The 18,053-nt window shown below is 61.7% G+C and carries 18 protein-coding genes; 5 read left to right on the top strand and 13 right to left on the bottom strand.

Annotated elements, in window-relative coordinates; all coding sequences use genetic code 11:
- Positions 1–207 precede the first annotated feature (207 nt).
- Positions 208–2,208 (top strand): TonB-dependent receptor, encoded by a 2,001-nt coding sequence (locus DL86_RS15980; protein WP_156964711.1) that lies wholly within the window; start codon positions 208–210, stop codon positions 2,206–2,208.
- Between the two features lie 25 nt (positions 2,209–2,233).
- On the opposite strand, the gene DL86_RS15975 is transcribed toward DL86_RS15980, so the two are convergent.
- The gene (locus DL86_RS15975) at positions 2,234–3,766 is read right to left on the bottom strand and encodes an acyl-CoA carboxylase subunit beta (RefSeq protein ID WP_036263484.1); all 1,533 of its coding nucleotides are present in this window, start codon (positions 3,764–3,766) and stop codon (positions 2,234–2,236) included.
- Between the two features lie 85 nt (positions 3,767–3,851).
- Between DL86_RS15975 and DL86_RS15970 the strand changes: the two genes are divergently transcribed.
- Positions 3,852–4,250 (top strand): DUF4260 domain-containing protein, encoded by a 399-nt coding sequence (locus DL86_RS15970; RefSeq protein WP_036263482.1) that lies wholly within the window; start codon positions 3,852–3,854, stop codon positions 4,248–4,250.
- Positions 4,251–4,270: 20 nt separating this feature from the next.
- On the opposite strand, the gene DL86_RS15965 is transcribed toward DL86_RS15970, so the two are convergent.
- The 4 genes from DL86_RS15965 to DL86_RS15950 all read right to left on the bottom strand — a co-directional run bounded on the left by DL86_RS15965 (position 4,271) and on the right by DL86_RS15950 (position 7,154).
- Positions 4,271–4,837, bottom strand: coding sequence for an HdeD family acid-resistance protein (locus tag DL86_RS15965; RefSeq protein ID WP_036263954.1), 567 nt, complete (start codon positions 4,835–4,837; stop codon positions 4,271–4,273).
- 250 nt (positions 4,838–5,087) lie between these two features.
- Positions 5,088–5,927, bottom strand: a complete 840-nt coding sequence (locus DL86_RS15960; RefSeq protein ID WP_084572995.1) for an ATP12 family chaperone protein — start codon at positions 5,925–5,927, stop codon at positions 5,088–5,090.
- 115 nt (positions 5,928–6,042) lie between these two features.
- Entirely contained in the window at positions 6,043–6,690 is a 648-nt protein-coding gene (locus tag DL86_RS15955; RefSeq protein ID WP_036263949.1) for an HAD-IA family hydrolase, read from the bottom strand.
- A 197-nt stretch (positions 6,691–6,887) separates the two neighbouring features.
- Positions 6,888–7,154 carry a hypothetical protein gene (locus tag DL86_RS15950; protein ID WP_051953589.1) on the bottom strand — a complete coding sequence of 89 codons (267 nt, stop codon included), beginning with the start codon at positions 7,152–7,154 and terminating at the stop codon, positions 6,888–6,890.
- Between the two features lie 135 nt (positions 7,155–7,289).
- On the opposite strand from DL86_RS15950, the gene DL86_RS15945 reads away from it, so the two are divergent.
- On the top strand, positions 7,290–8,231 hold the full coding sequence (locus DL86_RS15945) for a 50S ribosomal protein L11 methyltransferase (RefSeq protein ID WP_036263941.1): 942 nt from the start codon (positions 7,290–7,292) through the stop codon (positions 8,229–8,231).
- Between the two features lie 103 nt (positions 8,232–8,334).
- Here the strand turns inward: DL86_RS15945 and DL86_RS15940 are convergent, their stop codons facing one another.
- Positions 8,335–9,771, bottom strand: coding sequence for a lipopolysaccharide biosynthesis protein (locus DL86_RS15940; protein WP_036263480.1), 1,437 nt, complete (start codon positions 9,769–9,771; stop codon positions 8,335–8,337).
- A gap of 324 nt (positions 9,772–10,095) precedes the next feature.
- Here DL86_RS15940 and DL86_RS15935 point away from each other — a divergent pair, with 324 nt between their 5' ends.
- Entirely contained in the window at positions 10,096–10,827 is a 732-nt protein-coding gene (locus tag DL86_RS15935) for a cytochrome c biogenesis CcdA family protein (protein ID WP_036263478.1), read from the top strand.
- A 15-nt stretch (positions 10,828–10,842) separates the two neighbouring features.
- On the opposite strand, the gene DL86_RS15930 is transcribed toward DL86_RS15935, so the two are convergent.
- The 6 genes from DL86_RS15930 to DL86_RS15905 are packed head-to-tail and all read right to left on the bottom strand — an operon-like array spanning position 10,843 to position 16,281.
- Complete coding sequence (locus DL86_RS15930) at positions 10,843–11,970, bottom strand: branched-chain amino acid ABC transporter substrate-binding protein (RefSeq protein WP_051953587.1); 1,128 nt, start codon at positions 11,968–11,970, stop codon at positions 10,843–10,845.
- 19 nt (positions 11,971–11,989) lie between these two features.
- Positions 11,990–12,334, bottom strand: coding sequence for a DUF6867 family protein (locus DL86_RS15925; RefSeq protein ID WP_051953585.1), 345 nt, complete (start codon positions 12,332–12,334; stop codon positions 11,990–11,992).
- The gene (locus DL86_RS15920) at positions 12,331–13,080 is read right to left on the bottom strand and encodes an ABC transporter ATP-binding protein (protein WP_036263476.1); all 750 of its coding nucleotides are present in this window, start codon (positions 13,078–13,080) and stop codon (positions 12,331–12,333) included. The genes DL86_RS15925 and DL86_RS15920 overlap by 4 nt, the downstream gene beginning before the upstream one ends.
- Positions 13,062–13,982 (bottom strand): ABC transporter ATP-binding protein, encoded by a 921-nt coding sequence (locus tag DL86_RS15915; protein WP_036263475.1) that lies wholly within the window; start codon positions 13,980–13,982, stop codon positions 13,062–13,064. The genes DL86_RS15920 and DL86_RS15915 overlap by 19 nt, the downstream gene beginning before the upstream one ends.
- Positions 13,982–15,355: a high-affinity branched-chain amino acid ABC transporter permease LivM gene (gene livM / locus DL86_RS15910; protein WP_036263473.1), complete on the bottom strand. Its 1,374-nt coding sequence runs from the start codon at positions 15,353–15,355 to the stop codon at positions 13,982–13,984. Before livM ends, DL86_RS15915 begins: the two co-directional genes overlap by 1 nt.
- A gap of 8 nt (positions 15,356–15,363) precedes the next feature.
- Entirely contained in the window at positions 15,364–16,281 is a 918-nt protein-coding gene (locus DL86_RS15905; RefSeq protein ID WP_036263938.1) for a branched-chain amino acid ABC transporter permease, read from the bottom strand.
- Between the two features lie 345 nt (positions 16,282–16,626).
- Between DL86_RS15905 and DL86_RS15900 the strand changes: the two genes are divergently transcribed.
- Positions 16,627–17,145, top strand: a complete 519-nt coding sequence (locus tag DL86_RS15900) for a flavin reductase family protein (RefSeq protein WP_051953583.1) — start codon at positions 16,627–16,629, stop codon at positions 17,143–17,145.
- A 563-nt stretch (positions 17,146–17,708) separates the two neighbouring features.
- Here the strand turns inward: DL86_RS15900 and DL86_RS20185 are convergent.
- A partial coding sequence (locus DL86_RS20185; RefSeq protein WP_162180451.1) for an FG-GAP repeat domain-containing protein occupies positions 17,709–18,053 on the bottom strand: 345 nt, incomplete at its 5' end.

Genomic DNA, 18,053 nt, shown 5'->3' with positions numbered 1-18,053 from the left:
CGGGGGAATGGCAATATGGTTGCGCTTTGCAGCAAATGGCGTCGGGGCTGGCCCTTGACCCTCTGTCTAGCTCTTTCGCCGTTCGCGCCGGCGGCGCATGGCCAAGTGGCTCTACCGACCGTTGACGTGCCCGCGCCTACCCAGGACTCCCCCTCGCAAACGGGAGAGTCTCCAATTGCGTCGGGGCTTGCTCCAAGCCCGGAGCTCGTGAGGGAGACGCAAAAATTCGACAAAGGCCTGAGCCAGATTTTCGCGCCGACTGGGAGTAATGTCTACACATTTGATAGACAAGAAATCGAAGCGTTGCCGCAAGGGGATAACGCGCCGCTCGATAGGGTCCTCCTGCAGGCTCCCGGCGTGACGCAGGACTCCGCGGCGGGCGGCGCTTTTCATGTGCGCAATGAGCACGCCAATGTTGCCTATCGGCTGAACGGAATTCTCTTGCCGGACGGCGTCGCGGGCTTTGGGCAGGTCCTGGAAACGAGCTTTGTTGGTAGTTTGGCGCTGATCACAGGCGTCCTGCCGGCCCAATATGGGCTGCGCTCGGCGGGCGTCGTCGATATCAAGACGCGGAGCGGCGTATCCGATCCTGGCGGCGAGGTGAGCGTCTATGGCGGAAGCCACGCCACATTGACGCCGAGCCTCGACTATGGGGGCGCGATCGGGCAAACGCAGTTTTTCGCAACGGGGCGCTATCTCACCAATAATGTAGGCATCGAAAACCCCACCTCGAATTATGACGCCATTCACGATCTGACGCGACAAGCCAAGTTTTTTGGCTATGCCTCCACGCTTCTCGACGATGCGACGCGGGCGAGCTTCATCACCGGCATGGCGTCAAGCGCGTATCAGATCCCAAATTCTCCCGGCCAATCGCCGCAATTTGCCGCCTACGGCATCCGCAATTTCAATTCGGCGCTGTTGAACGAAAATCAGATCGAACGAGCTTACTACAATATCCTGTCGGTGCAGAGATCGGTCGACAACCTGGATGCGCAATTGTCTTTCTTCTCGCGCTACAGCACCCTTCACTTCATGCCGGACCCGATCGGCGATTTGGTTTTCAACGGCGTCGCGTCGAATGTCACTCGCGACAGCATGGTCAATGGAATTCAGGGCGACGCCGCCGAGCGCTTCGGTGCGCACATTTTCCGGGTCGGCTTCCTGGCCAGCGCGGAAAATTCCCGTGCGACCGATTCAAACATATTGTTTCCCTTGAATGGTTTGGGCAATCCAATCGACGCGCCCTTCAGCATTGCCCAGACGGTTCCCAAGATCGGCTGGCTCGGCTCCCTCTATGTGGCGGACGAGTGGAAGATTGCCGATCAATTGACCTTGAATGCGGGGCTGCGCTTCGACCAGATGGTTCAATATGTCGACGCCAATCAGATCAGTCCGCGCATCAGCTTGATTTACCAACCCTTCGAATCCACAACATTCCATGCTGGATTTGCGCGCTATTTCACCCCGCCGTCGCAAAGCCTCGCGGCGCCCATCAACATCGTCCCCTATGCCAATACGACGCTGCAACCCGAAGTGACGTTGAACAGCCCGGCGCGGCCGGAGCGCTCGAGTTATTTCGACGCCGGGGTGACGCAAAATATTCTACCCGGTCTGGAAGCGGGGGTAGACGTCTATTACAAGCGCGCGAGAAATCTGCTCGACGATGGGCAATTCGGCCAAGCGCTTGTCTTGACCGCGTTCAATTACGATCGCGGCTATAATACGGGCGTCGAGTTCAAGGTAAATTATCAGATCGAAAACTTCCGGGCCTATGCGAATTTCGCTTGGGCGCGGCAGCGGGCGACAGAGGCGTCGTCCAGCCAATATTTGCTCGGCGCCGACGAGTTTTCCTATATCCTGGATCATTACGTCTACACCGATCACGCGCAGACCCTGACTGGTTCGGGCGGCGTCTCCTATTTGTGGAACGGAGCGAGGTTCACCGCCGATCTTATTTATGGCAGCGGGTTGCGCAGCGGATTCGCCAATACGGCAACCGTCTCTCCCTATGCGCAGGTCAATCTTGGCGTCACGCGCGAATTCGCGATGGAAGGGATCGGCGTCGGTCCGCTCACCTTGCGTTTCGATGTGATCAATCTCTTCGATCATGTCTATCAGCTGAGAGATGGATCGGGCATTGGCGTGTTCGCGCCCCAATATGGGCCGCGCCGGGGGTTTTTTGCCGGGCTCTCGCAAAAATTCTAAAGTTGGAAGATCAGAGCGGGCGCCGTCACAGCGGAATATTATCGTGCTTCTTCCAAGGGTTTTCGAGCTCCTTGTGGCGGAGCATCGCCAGCGCGCGAGCGACGCGCTTGCGGGTGGCGCGCGGCATGATGATTTCATCGATATAGCCGCGCTCCGCCGCGATGAAAGGCGACAGGAACCGCTCCTCATATTCGCGCGTGCGGGCCGCGATTTTTTCTGGATCGTCCATGTCTTGCCGGAAGATGATTTCGACCGCCCCCTTGGCGCCCATCACCGCGATTTGCGCCGTCGGCCACGCGAAATTAATGTCGCCGCGCAAATGTTTCGAGGCCATCACGTCATAGGCGCCGCCGAAAGCCTTGCGGATGATGATCGTCACTTTCGGGGCCGTCGCTTCGGCATAGGCGAAGAGCAGCTTCGCGCCATGCTTGATGAGGCCGCCATATTCTTGCGCGATGCCGGGAAGAAACCCCGGGACGTCGACGAAGCTGACGATTGGAATGTTGAAACAATCGCAGAACCGCACGAAGCGCGCCGCCTTGCGCGAGGCGTCGCTGTCGAGCACGCCGGCGAGGACCAGGGGCTGATTGGCGACGAAGCCGACCGTTCGTCCCTCGATGCGTCCAAAGCCGGTCACGATATTGCGCGCGAAAGCCTCCTGGATCTCGAAGAAATCGCCTTCGTCCACCGTTTTGTTGATGAGCTCCTTGATATCGTAGGGCTTGTTGGGATTGTCCGGGGCGAGGGTATCGAGCGAGGCGTCGCATCGCTCGGCGTCGTCGAAGGTTGGCCATTCGGGTATTTCGTCGGTGTTGGACGAGGGCAAAAAGTCGATGAGGCGGCGCATTTGCAAGAGCGCTTCGACGTCATTCTCATAGGCCCCGTCGGCGACCGCGCTTTTCACGGTGTGCACCGATGCGCCGCCGAGGCCTTCCGCGCTGACCGCCTCGTTGGTGACGGTCTTGATGACGTCGGGGCCAGTCACGAACATGTAGCTCGTATCCTTGACCATGAAGATGAAGTCGGTCATGGCTGGGGAATAGACGTCGCCGCCGGCGCAGGGTCCCATGATGACGGAAATCTGGGGTATCACCCCGGACGCCAGAACATTGCGTTGGAACACCTCGCCATAGCCGCCGAGCGCCGCGACCCCTTCCTGGATGCGGGCGCCGCCGCTATCATAGAGGCCGATGATTGGCGCGCGGTTGCGCAGCGCCATGTCCTGCACCTTGTTGATTTTCCGGGCATGGGTCTCCGAAAGCGAACCGCCAAAGACCGTGAAATCCTTGGAGAAGACGTAAACGGCGCGCCCGTTCACGGTGCCCCAGCCGGTGACGACGCCATCGCCCGGCACATGTTGCTTGTCCATGCCGAAGTCGGTCGCGCGGTGGCGCACGAACATGTCGAATTCCTCGAACGAGCCATGATCGAGCAGGAGCTCGATCCGCTCCCGAGCGGTCAATTTGCCGCGCTTGTGCTGGGCGTCGATTCGCTGCGCGCCGCCGCCGCGCTCAGCTTCGGCGCGGCGTTCGGCGAGCCGTTCGAGGATATGTTTCATGAAGCTTGTTCCGGCTTGCGGTTCGAGCGAATCCGCGCAACAGCATGAGGGTCGCAGCGGAAATTTGTTTAAGGGAGAATAACACGTGATCGCCAAGGCGCCAGGTTTCGTCAACGGCGCGCCGCGCCTCTTGTTGCGGTTGGAAGGGCTCGTCGTCGCGCTCGGCTCCATCGCCGCGTTCAGCCAGAGCGGAGCATCCTGGCAGCTCTTCGCGGCGCTGATCCTCGCGCCGGACCTTTCGATGCTCGCCTATCTCGCGGGATCGCGGCCCGGCGCAATGGTCTACAATGCGGCGCATATTTATCTTGGGCCAGGGATCCTTTTGGGGGTCGCCTGGGCGCTTGCGGCGCCGACCGGGATCGCGGTTGCGCTGATCTGGACGGCGCATATCGGCATCGATCGCGCGTTTGGTTACGGCCTGAAATACGGCGAAGGGTTCAGCGCTACGCACCTCGGGCGCATCGGCCGTGAGGCGGACGCGTGAACTCGGCCGCGTTCAAGCTTTCATTGCGCGAGCCGGCGAAGGCTGAGGCCCAAAGCGACGATTGCGCCGCCGCGTAGGATGAGATCGATCCCTATGAAAAGACCGATCGCCCACAGTCCCGAGACCGGCCAGCCGGCAAGGAGAAGGGCGCCGAGCGCTAGGCTCAGCGCGCCGTCGGCTACGTAGAGCCATTGGCCTTCGATGTGAGACGACAGGGCGAAGCCGATGACGACAGCGCCCGTCGCCAAAAAGTAGAAGGCGATGACAACGGTGATGGCTTCGGCGCCGATCGCCGGGCGGGTCACCAGGATGAAGCCGATGATCGCCAGCAGGATGGCCCAGAGGACATGGATGAAAAAGGCGGTCCAATAGCCGGTGAATGAAAATGCGACGGTGAATACGCCAATGGCTCCGACGAGGAGCAGCGCGCCGATGATGGCCACGGAGACCAAAGTTGCGGTCCGCGCCCGCCAGATCGCTAGGATCCCGAGCACGGAAAGAGCTGCGCCAAGCGCGACGAGCCAACCCCAATGGGCGCCAACGCCGCTTGGCGTTTGCGCGATGAAAATATCAAATTGCTGTTGCATGGAAAACCCCGTTGTTTCAATGACTGCTAGAGCGCTCCCAGTTTCGGCGGAATCGGAAAGCAGCTCTAGGTCTTTGTTTTGGCGCATTTTCTTAACGCGAACCGGTATCCACTTCGCTCGAAAATGCTCTAGAACGATTTGCGCGTATGCTTTGCGCCAATGCATCTGACGCTTAGCCGCGGTCAGTATAGCCTATTTGGAGCGGAGCGCCTGCGGTAGGCTCGCGTCGGCCCATTGCCAGGCGGAGCTCCTACGCGACGAGTCTGAAAAGCTTCGCCGCCGCCTCCATCTCGATCCATCGCCGCGCCCGGCGCGCCATCGCCTCTTCATCGGCGCCCCAAAGCCGCATCTGGAAATCCTCGTCGACATGCGCGGCGGCCCAGGCCTCGGCGGGCGTTATCTCGCCCCGGGCGACGGCGAGGGCGATGAGGGCCGAGCCGGTCAGCGTCGTCATCACATGCAGCGCGGCCAGCGCAAAGGGCGCGGCTGGTCCGGACTCGGCAATCTGCTTGAGCGCGTCTCTCACGGCGCGGCGGGCCGGCTCGGGCTGTTCGAGGAACATCACGCCTTCGGCGCAGATAAGGCGCGCGCCGATTTTTTCCCGCGCGAAGGCAAGAATGGGGTCCCAGGCGGCGGCTTGCGCCTGCGCCAGCGCTTCGGGCGCGCCGGCGCGATAGCAGACGAGATCCGAATCGGCATATTTGGCGATCTCCTCGGCGGTCGCGCCGATCTCGCGCGCGACTCCGTCGATCGCCGAATTGACGATCCGCGTGAAGGGCATGGCCCCGGGATCGATCAGTTCGCCTTGCCGGCTCCATTCGGCGGCGAGTTCCTGCGCGGCGGCCAATGTCGGCAGGGCCAGCCTATTTCGGGCGGGCGTCTTTGCGGGCCGCCCGTCGAGCAGCAGAGCGAAGGCGCCGTCCTGAGGCGAGGCCGTCGCCTCCGCGTAGAAACGCTTGGGCAGAGCCTTCTGCAAATCGCGCCTGGCCATGGCCAAAGGGTCGATCGGCCCGGCGCCCGAAGGCGAGGCGCCCTCCGCGGCGCTTGCGTCGCTGCGAGCGGGATCCTCGGGGATGATCTTGTCCGGCATCGGTCTGCCTATCTTCGAGCCAAACGCGGCTTGAGCCAAGGGCGCGGGCGCGAACCGCAATCCGCCAAAAGCGATTTTATAGTTCGAACAGCGAATGAACTGTAACGCTTGAGCTTTAGGTTTCGATCAACTGCAACAATTCGTCGAAATTAGAGACGATCCATTCGGCGCCCGCATCCCGCAGTTCGGCGCGGGCGTGATAGCCCCAGGCGACTCCGATGGGGTGGACGCCGGCGGCGCAAGCCATCTCCATATCATAGGTCGTGTCGCCGATCATATAGGTCGAGGCGGGAGCCGCGCCGGTCTCGCTCAGGGCGGCGAGAATCATGCCGGGCGCCGGCTTCGAGGGATGTTCATCGGAGGTCTGCACTGTGGAAAACCAGCCCTCCCAGCCGCAACGGTCGAGAAGATGAGCGACGCCATTGCGAGATTTTCCGGTGGCGATGCCAAGAAGCACATTGTCGCGTTTGGCGAGGGCCGCCACCGCGCCGGACGCGCCGGGATAGAGGGGATCGTCAAAGGCGGGATCACCGCGCATGGTCTTCCAGGCGTCGCGATAGGCTTGCGCCAGACTGTCGACCGGCCCTTGCTCCCCGGCGAGAACGGTGAAGGCTTCACGCAGCGAGAGTCCCACGATCGAGAGCGACGTCTCGCGGCTCGGCGGCTCGATGCGATGCGCCTCGAAAGCGCGGCGTTGCGCCTCGAGGAGAAACTCCTGACTGTCGACGAGCGTCCCATCTATGTCGAAAATCACGAGCTTCACAGATTTTTCCTTTTCGCTTTCCGCGCTGCGGCGCGCCGGGCGGGTCCCTCCAATGGATGACAAGGTTCTGCCCGGATCGGAGGGGATGACAGCCGCTCGCCTGGATAAAACATCTGGGCGAGAGAGTCATTGGAAAGGATTGGGCGATCCAGAGGCGATCGCGGCGGCAATCGGCCTGGAATCCATTCATCCGCAGGTCAGCGCGCCGCCTTGCAGGCGATTTCGCCCGGTTGGCAGGCGATGCCCGGCGTCGAGCAGGCGATCTCGGCTTCGCTTTGCGAGGCGGGGTCCAGCCGACGACAGATCCGGCAGGAATCGGTCCATTCAAGGCACCCGAGGTGCTGATCGCCATAGGCTTGCATGGAAACCGGAACCGGCGCCGGCGAGCGCGGTTCATCGGCGAAGGCCGGGCCGGCGAGCGCTGTGAACAGGCAGGCTAGCGGAAGGAACGAGGCAGTCGTCATCGAGCGTGATCTTAAAGGAGTTATGGGCCTTTTGGATAAGATCATGCGTCGACGCCACAAGATAGGGAGCATCGGCTTTTCCCTTAAGACAATTGCGCGCGTTGCCGTTTCACCCGCGCCATGCTACGCGCCGCCATGCTTGAAGGTCTGCCGCCCAATAATGCCGCCTATGTGATGCGCCTTGCCTGCGACGAGACGACCGCGCGCCGGATCGCCGATATTATCGTCGAGACGTTCGACCCGGCCGACACCGCCGCTGCGGCCTTCGAAGAGACGCCCAACACCAAGGATTGGAGCCAGGGCCCCTGGATCGTCGAGGTCTATTTCGGGGCGCCGCCCGATGAGGCGAGCGTTCGCGCCCTCGTCGCCGTCGCCGCGGGCGACCAGGCCGCGAAAGCCGCGACCTTCGGCGCCGTCCATCAACGCGATTGGGTCGCCTCGTCGCTCGAAGGCCTGAAGCCGGTGCGGGCGGGGCGCTTCATCGTGCACGGCTCGCATGGCCGCGCCGCCGTGCGGGAAAATGACATCGCCATCGAAATCGAAGCGGCGCTCGCCTTCGGCACCGGGCATCACGGCTCGACGCGCGGCTGCCTTCTTATGCTGGACCGGGTCGCCCGCCGCCGCCGCCCGCGCGCCATCCTCGATCTTGGCGCGGGATCGGGCGTCCTCGCCATCGCGGCGGCCAAACTGTTCAAGCGGAAAGTGCAGGCCGGCGATATAGATCCGGTCTGCGTGACGGCGACATCGGCCAATGCGCGGCACAACGGCGTCGCAGCGTTTGTGCGTCCGGTGCTCGCGAGCGGCGCGTCCCATAACGCGCTGCGCCAGGGCGCGCCATACGATCTTGTCTTCGCCAACATCCTCGCGCGCCCATTGCGCGGGCTTGCCCCGCAGATCGCGCGATTGACCGGGGGCGGCGCCGATATTGTCCTTTCGGGGCTCATTGGCCGTGATGTGCCGGGCGTCGTCGCCGCTTATCAGACGCAGGGCGTTGCCCTAGTGCGCCGGATTGATATCGACGGCTGGGCTACGCTGCTCATGCGCAAGCGCGGCGGGGGACGCCGAGCGGAACGCTGATCACAAGACGCGGCAACCCGCAGGCAAAGATTATGCGCGCTATCTCATTGTTTTTGAGGCATGATTCTACCCAGAAAGTCTGCAGCTTTCTTGGGATCATGCTCTAAAGCGTTTTCATCCGCGCCGCCGTGAGCCGGAGGCGGGCGACCGTGATGCTGCGCAGGCCGGCGACATCGGCGCTCATCACGACGAAGGCGTAGACGCCGACGCCGACGATGATCTGTTCAACCAGAGTCGCGAGTCCAGGCTCCTTATCTCGCATCGGCAGCAGCATCGCCGACATGACCGCATTGGCGAGGACCGTGGCGGCGAGATCGCGCCGGCTCGGCCATTGCGGGCTGGAGAGGCTGGCGAAGGCGACCAGAGTTACGAGAGCCGCGACCATGGCGCCGGCCTGAGCGATGGCGAGGCTGGATGCTCCGGCGTCGCGCGGCAAGACGAGAATCAAGAGCGGATCGACGACGCAGGCGACCAAGGCGGCGGCGACCAATGGCGCGGTTCTTTTTTCGATCTGGAAAATTGGATTGATCGCATATTGGATGATGGCCATGCAGAACAGGCCGGTCATCATCAAAGGCAGCAGCAGACCGAAATGGCCGCGAAAATCGACCGGCACGATCAACTGCTCGACCGAGGGCAGGGTGAGCCAAATGCCGGTGCAGGCTGGCAGGACCATCGCGACAACAATCGTCATATTGCGGCCGATCTGCCGCTTCGCCTGCGTCGGCCCTTGCAATTCATGCGTGGCGACAGCGATCTGGAACAAGACGATGTCAAGCGCGGAGCCGATCGCCGCGATCGCCTTGGCGCCGAAATCATAGGCGAGAGAAAATTGCCCGGTTTCCGAAAATCCATAGAGGACCGCGACGATGGAGCGATTGGCGAGGGGGATCGCAAGGTAAAGCAGATTGGCCCCGACAATCGGCAGGCTGTAGCGCATCATCGCCTCTGCGATCGAGAATCTGGCGAGGCGAGGCTGCGAACTTGGATCGCGCAGCGCGGCGCGCGCGGTAATGACCGAACCGCCGAGGCTGACGATGCCGCCGATCAAGGTCATCTTGGCCGAGCCAAACCAGAAGGCCCCCCCACCCATGAGCGCGAAGGCGAACAGATTCTTGACCAGAACGAGGCGGGTGAAGAGACGATCATGGAAACGGGCGCGAACCAGCGCGGTATAATAATCAAATAGGCCGTTGGCGACGGCGACGCCGAGCGCAAGGGCGATCAAGCCGTTGGATAAGGTGAAGCTGACGCCCGAAAACAGCAGAAGCGAGGCGCCGATTGTGAGCCCGACCGTGATGATGGCGAAGCCGAAATCGAGCGTCGCGCGCAAGGCCGGCTCCTCCCGCCTTATTCTCTCCGAATAAAAACGCGTCGCGCCAAGCCGGATCCAGTCGAAAAAGCCGGTTTGCACGGCGATCGCCGTCGCATGGGCTAGGGCGAAGCGGCCATATTCCTCGGGCCCGAGGAATTTCGCGACGAGAAGCCCGATCGCAAAATTGAACAGGATATTGCAAAAAAAGGCGAGAAAGACCGTCATCGCGGCGCAGGCTCGCTCATTGCGCCAAGCCTGGCGCCCGCGCGTGAATGCCGCCCGCAGGAGCTAAGGGGCGCGCAAATCGAGAGCCCGGCGAGGGCGGGAAACTGCAAGATGGCGGCATCGATTTTTTTCAATAGGGACCTTTCCTGTAAAAGGGATCTTTTCTGAAGCAAACCTTGGGCCCCCTCATAGAAGGCCGTCCTGGAGAGCGCGGCTGGAGAGGCTTAACGCTATCACGCCTATTTTACGAAATTGGCTCCCCGCGCCCGGCCATCCGGCGCTGTTGCGGCTTTCCCCTGGCGCCGGGACCGGCTAAAAGCGCGCATGACAAATGATGTCACCCTTCCCGCCGCCGCACTCGCTGGTCTCTTGTCGTTCTTGAGCCCTTGCGTGCTGCCCTTGGTGCCGCCCTACCTCACCTTTCTCGCCGGAACGACGATCGAGGAGGTCGCGACCCGCCGCGAAAGCCGGGCGCGGCGAGACATTCTCATCGCCGCGGCGCTTTTCATTTGCGGCTTTTCGACGGTGTTTGTCGGGCTTGGGGCGACGGCTTCGGTGTTCGGCCAGGTCTTGCGCGAGCATCTCAGGCTTCTCTCGCTTCTCGCCGGATTCGCGATCATTGTCATGGGATTCCATTTCTTGGGCGTGTTCCGCTTCGCCCTGCTATATCGCGAGGCGCGCCTCGAAGTGCAGAGGCCGGTTGGGACCTGGGGCGCCTATGTCATGGGGCTGGCCTTCGCTTTCGGTTGGACGCCCTGCATCGGTCCTATTCTCGCAGCGATTCTCGCCGTCGCCGCCTCGCAGGAGACGGCCGGCAAAGGCGCCGCGCTGCTCGGGGCCTATTCAGGCGGGCTCGGCCTGCCGTTTTTTCTGGCGGCGCTGGCGATAGAGCCCTTTGTTCGTTTGATCAAGCGTTTCAGGCGCTATTTTGGCGTGCTTGAGCGGGTGGTTGGACTTCTTTTGGTCTTGACCGGCGTCGCCTTCCTGACCGGATCGGTTCAGGATGTTTCTTTTTGGCTGCTGCAGACTTTCCCCAGCCTCGCCACCATCGGCTGATCGCCCTGCCGACGGCTATCGTTCGACTTCGTAATAGCTGATCTTGCCGTCCGGCCCCTTCTTCCAGACATAGACGACATAGTCCGCGCGGGTGACGTCTCCTTTCTTGTCATAGCCGAGGTCGCCGACGACGGTCTTGAAGGTCGCGCCCGAATGCATGACCTTCGCCACCTCCATCGGATCGGCCGATTTCGCCGCCTCGGCGGCCTGTTTGATGATCTCGACGGCGGCGTAGGAATAGAGCGTATAGGTTTCGGGGTTGAAGTTTTTGGCCTTGAACTCCTGCACGACTTTCGCGGCTTCCGGCCGGTTGCGGGGGTCGGGCGGAAAGGTCATGAAGCTGCCTTCGACGCCAGGGCCGCCGATCGCGGCGAATTCATCCGAGGCTATTCCATCGCCGCCCATTAGCGCGGCGCTCACCCCTTGGCCGCGCATCTGGCGCGCGAGCAGTCCCCCCTCGGTATGGACGCCGCCCCAATAGACGATGTCCGCCCCGGAAGCCTTGATCTTGGAGACGATGGCCGAATAGTCCTTCTCGCCCTTGTTGAGCGCTTCGTAGAGGACCGGCTTCACGCCAGCCGCCTCGAGGTTCTTGCGCGTCTCGTCGGCAAGGCCTTTCCCATAAGTGCTCTTGTCATGGATGATGGCTATTTTCTTCGCGCCCTGGGCGACGAGGAACTGGGCCGCGACCTTGCCTTGTTGATCGTCCCGGCCGCAGGTTCGAAAGATCGTCTCGAGGCCGCGTTCGGTTATCTTCGGATTGGTCGAGGCCGGCGTGATCGCCAAGACGGCGTTCTCGGCGTAGATTTCCGTGGCGGGCATCGTCACGCCGGAATTGAAATGGCCGACGACGAAACGCACCTGATCGCCGACGAATTTATTGGCGATCGAGACGCCTTGCTTGGGATCTGCGCCGTCGTCGCCAACCGACAGGACCAATCGCTGGCCAAGGATTCCGCCCGCCGCGTTAATGTCTTCGACCGCCTGTTCGACGCCCATCCGCAACTGCGCGCCAAAGGTCGCATCAGGACCGGTGACCGGGCCGCCAACGCCGATCTTGACCTGCGCCTGCGCGGCGCCGGCCAGGGAAACAATGGCGGCGGCGAGCGCCGCGATCCTGATCCTTGCAGTCAGATGTTTCATGCCTCATTCCCTCTTGCTTTCAGTCCTGCTTGCAAGCGTGTTTGGCGCCGATCCAGCGATATTGTTTCTTCATCTGGCTCCCGCGAGTGAGCTTGAACCCTAGCCAGGCGAAGCTGGCGGCGACCAGGAAGTCAAGCGCATAGGCTTGCGCTGACAAGAGCCGCTCCTCGAAGAGAGCGTAGTGCAGAAAGCGCATCGCGGCGGCGAGCGGCAGGCCATAGGCGAACGCCAGCCAGAGCGGGCGCCAATTCCTGGCGAGCGCCCGGCCGGTGCTGAAGGCCGCCAAGCCGCCAAGAATGACGCTGATGCCGAGAAAGACAAACAGCCCCTTGCCGCCATCGTCAAAGAGAAAGGCCGGCGTCAATGGCCGCCCTCGAGATAGGCGGCGCGGATTTCCGGCCGCGCCAGGAGCTCGCGCCCGCTCCCCGATAAAGTAATCAGCCCATTGACCATGACATAGCCGCGGTCGGCGAGTTTCAAGGCATGGTAGGCGTTCTGCTCGACTAGGAAGACGGTCAGGCCCTCCTCTTTGTTCAGCGCCGCGATGACGTCGAAGATCTGCTTGACGATGAGCGGCGCCAGGCCAAGCGAGGGCTCATCCAGCATGAGCAGCCGCGGCCGGCTCATCAAGGCGCGCCCGATCGCCAGCATCTGTTGCTCGCCGCCCGACAATGTGCCGCCGCGCTGGCTGGAGCGCTCCTTTAGCCGAGGAAAAATGGTAAAGACGCGTTCGAGATCGGCGGCAAAATGCGCCTGGCCGCTGATCGCCGCGCCCATTTGCAAATTCTCATAGACCGTCATGCGCGGAAAAATCCGCCGCCCTTCCGGCGATTGGGCGAGCCCGAGTCTCGCGATGTCATGGGTTTTCATCGCGGCTATGTCGCGCTGCTCGAAAAGGATCGCGCCTTCTTGCGCGCGCGGGTTGCCGAAGATCGTCATCATCAAAGTCGTCTTGCCGGCGCCATTGGCGCCGATCAGGGCGACGATTTCGCCCTCGTTGATGGTGAGGTCGACGCCTTTCAGGGCGATGATATTGCCATAGAACGCCTTGACGCCATGAACCGACAACAGGAGTTTGGGGAGCGCCGCCTTCATGCGCCGATCCCGCATGCGCCGATTCCGGCTGTCGTCGCCGGGACCTCGTCCTCGACGCCAAGATAGGCCTTGATGACGTTCGGGTCCCGCCGGATGTCCGCTGGGGCGCCGTCGGCGATTTTCTGGCCGTAATCCAGAACGATGACATGGTCGGAGATTTCCATCACGACCGACATGTCATGTTCGATCAGGAGCACGGAGGTATCGTGTTCGTCGCGGATCGATCGCAGGAGAGCGTTGAGTTCGCTCGATTCGCGCGGGTTCAGTCCGGCGGCCGGTTCATCGAGGCAGAGCAGGGTCGGGCGCGAGCACATGGCCCTGGCGATCTCCAGCCGGCGCTGCGCGCCATAAGGCAGCGCGCCGGCCGGATCGTCGGCGCGCGCCAAAAGATCCAGTTTGTCGAGCCAATAGCGGGCCTTTTCGACCGCCTGTTTTTCGCGGGAGCGATAGAAGCGGGACCCGATCAGGCCGAGCAGGCCGAAGCCGGACGCCGCCATCAAGGGATTATGCTGCGCGACGATGAGATTCTCGACCAAGGTCATGCCGGCGAAGAGGCGAATGTTTTGAAACGTGCGGGCGATTCCAGCCAGCCGGGCGATTTCGAAATCCGCCATGCGTTCGAGCAGGAATATGTCGCCGCTCGGCGTTTTAGCATGGCGTCTTCCTGTTCTGGTCAGGGCCAGGACATCTTCCGGCGCGGCAGATCCGGTGCGGGCCAGGGCGAGCCGCCCGGCGCTCGGCTTGTAGAAGCCGGTGATGCAATTAAAGACCGTCGTCTTGCCGGCCCCATTCGGCCCGATCAAGGCGGTGATGTCGCCGCGTCCGACGCTGAAATCGAGATCGTCGACGGCGGTGAGGCCGCCAAAGCGCATCGTCAAATGTTCGACCGTGAGCAGTGGCGCGTTGTTCCAGCGCATCAGCCATGGCCCTCTTTGGCGAGCGCGCCGACGATGGGCTTTCGTTTGAATAAAAAAATCGACGGCGTGCGGATGGCGATGAGCCCGCGCGGCTTCCAGTTCATCATGACCACCATGGCGAAGCCAACGATGAGCATGCGATATTGGGTTGGATCGAAGGCGTCGCCAAAAATGCGCTTGAGGCCGTCGAGCTCGCGCAGCAATTCGGAGCCGCCGATAATGCCGGTCGCGGCGAGCGCGACGCCGAGCTGCGAGCCTCTGCCGCCCAGAACGACGATGGCAAGGATGGTCGCCGATTCGAGAAAGGTGAAGCTCGAGGGAGAAACGAAATTTTGCCGCGCGGCGAAGACGGCGCCGGCGAGTCCGGCGACCAGCGCCCCGAGCGCGAAGGCGGTGAGTTTCGTCGTCACCGTGTCGATCCCCAGCGAACGGCAGGCGATCTCGTCCTCGCGCAGGGCCTCCCAGGCGCGTCCGATCGGCAGGCGGCGCAGCCGCAAGGTCACGAAATTCGTCAGCAGCGCCAGAGCGAGGACAAGATAGAAAAGAAAGATCACCCGATGGATCGGCGCATATGCGAGCCCGAAATGGGCGGCGAATCCGCTAGGCCCCGCGACAAAGGGCAAGCCGAAGAAGCTGATGCGGGGGATCGAGCCAATGCCGGAGTCGCCATTGGTCAGCGCGGTCCAGTTGGTGAGAACGATCCGAATGATTTCGCCAAAGGCCAAAGTGACGATCGCGAGATAATCGCCGCGCAGTCGCAAGACCGGGAAGCCCAGCATGACGCCCCAAAAGGCCGCGAGCAGGCCGGCGACCGGCAGGCAGATCCAAAACGACCAACCCCATGTGGTCGAAAGCAAGGCATAGGAATAAGCGCCGACCGCATAGAAGGCGACATAGCCGAGATCGAGCAGCCCGGCGAGGCCGACCACGATATTGAGGCCCCATCCGAGCATGACGTAAATCAAGATCTGAATGCCGAAATTATCGATCCATTTCAGCGATCCAGCGGCTCCAAACAGCGCCAGCATGACAATCGGAAAGGCGATCAGGCAGGCGATGCCGCCCAATGAGGCGAAGCGCGCGAGCCCGGTCAAACGGATCAGCATCGCCGATGGATTTTTCGGCGCGGGCGGCGCGGCCTTATCCTGGCGCGCGAACAGGATGGATGCGAAGCGAAGGACAAAGACCGTCGCTACGGCAAAGAGGACGGCGGACCAGCGGCTCTGCAAGACGAGCTGATTGGAAAAATCCGCCTCGGCGCGATAGGCGAGAAGCGGGAACGCGAGGCCGAGCATTAGGGCGGCGGCTTTCGCCGCGCCGATCAGAGCCGGACGCAGGGCGAGTCGGCGCGGTTTATGCGAGGCTTCCGGCATTCTTAAGCTCACACTTTCTCGACGTCCGGCCGGCCGAACAGACCCGACGGCATGAAGATCAGCGTGACTGCAAGAATCGAGAAGGCGGCGACGTCCTTATAATCGCTCGAGAAATAGGCCGACCAGAAGGTCTCGATCAGCCCGATCAGCAGGCCGCCGAGGACGGCGCCGGGCAACGAGCCGATTCCTCCGAGCACGGCGGCGGTGAAGGCCTTGACGCCGGGGATGAACCCATCGCTGGAATTCACCACGCCGTAATACAACATGTAGAGGACGCCAGCGACGGCTGCGAGAGCGGCGCCGATGACGAAGGTCAAGGAGATTGTCCGGTCGACGTCAATGCCGAGCAAGGCCGCCATCCGGCTGTCCTGCTCGCAGGCGCGCTGAGCCCGCCCGAGCGATGTTTTCTGCACAAGGAGCCAGAAACCGGCGAGCAGCAACGCCGTTACGGCGACGATCAGGATTTGCTTGACCGAAAGCGTGACGTCATAGCCGCCGCCTTGAGTCACCTGAATGACGTCGTTGAACAGGGGCGGCATGGATTTATTGCGCGGCCCCTGAAGGACATAGACCAAATTCGACAGAAAAATCGACATGCCGATCGCCGAGATCAGCGGCGCCAGGCGAAACGATCCGCGAAGGCGGCGATAGGCCAGCCGTTCGATCATATAGCTCCAGAGCGAGGTCAGAACCATGGCGCCAATGAGGACCGCGATGAAGCAAAAGGGGAGGGAGGTCGCGCCCAGGATCTGGGTGAGCGCCAGAAAAGCAATCAGGGCGATGAAGGTCGAAACCATGAAAACGTCGCCATGAGCGAAGTTCACCATCCCGATAATGCCAAAAACCATCGTATAGCCGATGGCGATCAGTCCATAGATCGACCCCAGCGTGACGCCGTTGATCAATTGCTGCAGGAAGATCTCCATTTGGCGTCCTTGATGCGTTCCGCGCGGCGCTCGCGTTTCGACGCCTGGCAATGCGCCAAGCCGGAAACTAGAGCGTTTTCAGATTCGAAGGAATTAGAATGCGCTCTAGCTTTTTGTATTGTCGTAATTTCTGAACCGGCGGCCACTTCACCTGAAAATGCTCTAAAGGGATTTTGCGGCGGTGGAAAGCGCCCTGGAGCTGATGCGCGGCGCGGCAATTGCTTGGCTTCAATGAGCGCCGACCGCGCGCTTTGTTTGTAAGGCTGACTTTGCTATCAAGGAAAGTGCTCCGTCTCCGGCTTTTTTTGGCCGAAGACGGTCTGGTTGAGGAGCCTGGCGAGAAATATGACAAATTCCACCATTGGACGGTCCGACGTTTTAGTTGGGGTCGATCCGGCGCGGTTTCGCGAAGCGATGAGCCGCCTGGCCGCCGCCGTTCATATTGTGACCACAGATGGCGCGGCGGGGCTTGGCGGGATCACCGCGACCTCCGTGACGTCGATTACGGTCGAACCGCCGATGATGCTGTTTTGCATCAATGGAAACTCTCCCTCCGCAGCCAGAATCATCGAAAATGGCGTTTTCTGCATTAATACGCTGGCCCCTTCGCACGAAGCGCTTTCGAATATTTTCGCGGGCCGCACCGATCAGCATCTCGACGAAAGGTTCACCAGCGGCGAATGGGCCAAGCTCGTGACCGGCGCGCCGGCGCTCAAGAACGCGGTCGCCTCGTTCGACTGCCGCCTCATTGAGACGAAAGAGATCGCGACCCATCTTGTCATGATCGGGACCGTCGAGGCCGTGGAATATGGCCCGGAAGGCGACTGCCTCGGCTATGTCCATCGCAAATATAAAACGCTGTGAGGGCTGTCGGCAATTCACTGATTTTTCTAGCCCACGGCCTTTTTGGACGTGGTCTTTCTCGCGCCGAGTTTCTTAGCTGCACTCGTCTTCGTTGCGATCGAGGGATGTCAGGGGGCGTTTCTTGGCCGTCGCCTTTTTTGCCGGAAGCTGTTTTGACAGCGTGCTCTTGGCGAGCGCTTTCTTCGCCGGTGTTTTCCGTTCCAGCCCCATGGTTCGCCGGCTACGGCATGGTCCGCGATTTTGTCCCGTTCCGAAGAAGTTGGCTGGCGAAGCATAGTTCCCGCCACCTCGCGAATGGGGCCGTGGTCTGAATGACGATCCGCAACCACGCCCTCAACAGTCGCCAACTCCCAAAAAAGGCCGCCCCTTTTTAAGGCATGGTCGCGCATCGTCAAGCGTGACGACGTCGCCTTTGGCCGCTGATGCGGCGAGCCTCCCGATGGTCAATTCCATTCGGGAGGCTTTCTTGCGCGCAACCACTTAGCTTAGCCGCCTCAAAGCGGCCTTGGCCGGTTGTCGTGGCCCTTAAAATCGCGCTCGCGTTTAAGCGCGAGGTCCGGGCTCTATTGGTTGGGCGACAAACGCCAGCCTTGGTTGAAACCGAAATTGGCGAGCACGAATTTCTCTGGGGCAAAACCTCCGTCTCCCGCCGACAGGGCGGTCCAAACGCCGTCGTCGCCGAATCCTACGATGTCCGCCCTGCGGTCATTGTTGAGGTCGGCGACGAGGCGAACGTGCTTGTCCGGCCGCCAGCCCTGGTTGAAACCGATATTGGCGAGCACGAACTTCTCGGGGGCAAAGCCTCCATCTCCCGCCGAGAGCGCGGTCCAAACGCCGTCGTCGCCGAATCCTATGATGTCGGCCTTGCCGTCGCTGTTGATGTCGGCGACGAGACGGACGTGCTTGTC

This window comes from Methylocapsa aurea, assembly GCF_000746085.1.
Lineage (GTDB): Bacteria > Pseudomonadota > Alphaproteobacteria > Rhizobiales > Beijerinckiaceae > Methylocapsa > Methylocapsa aurea.
This window is presented reverse-complemented; position numbering and strand designations above follow the sequence as displayed.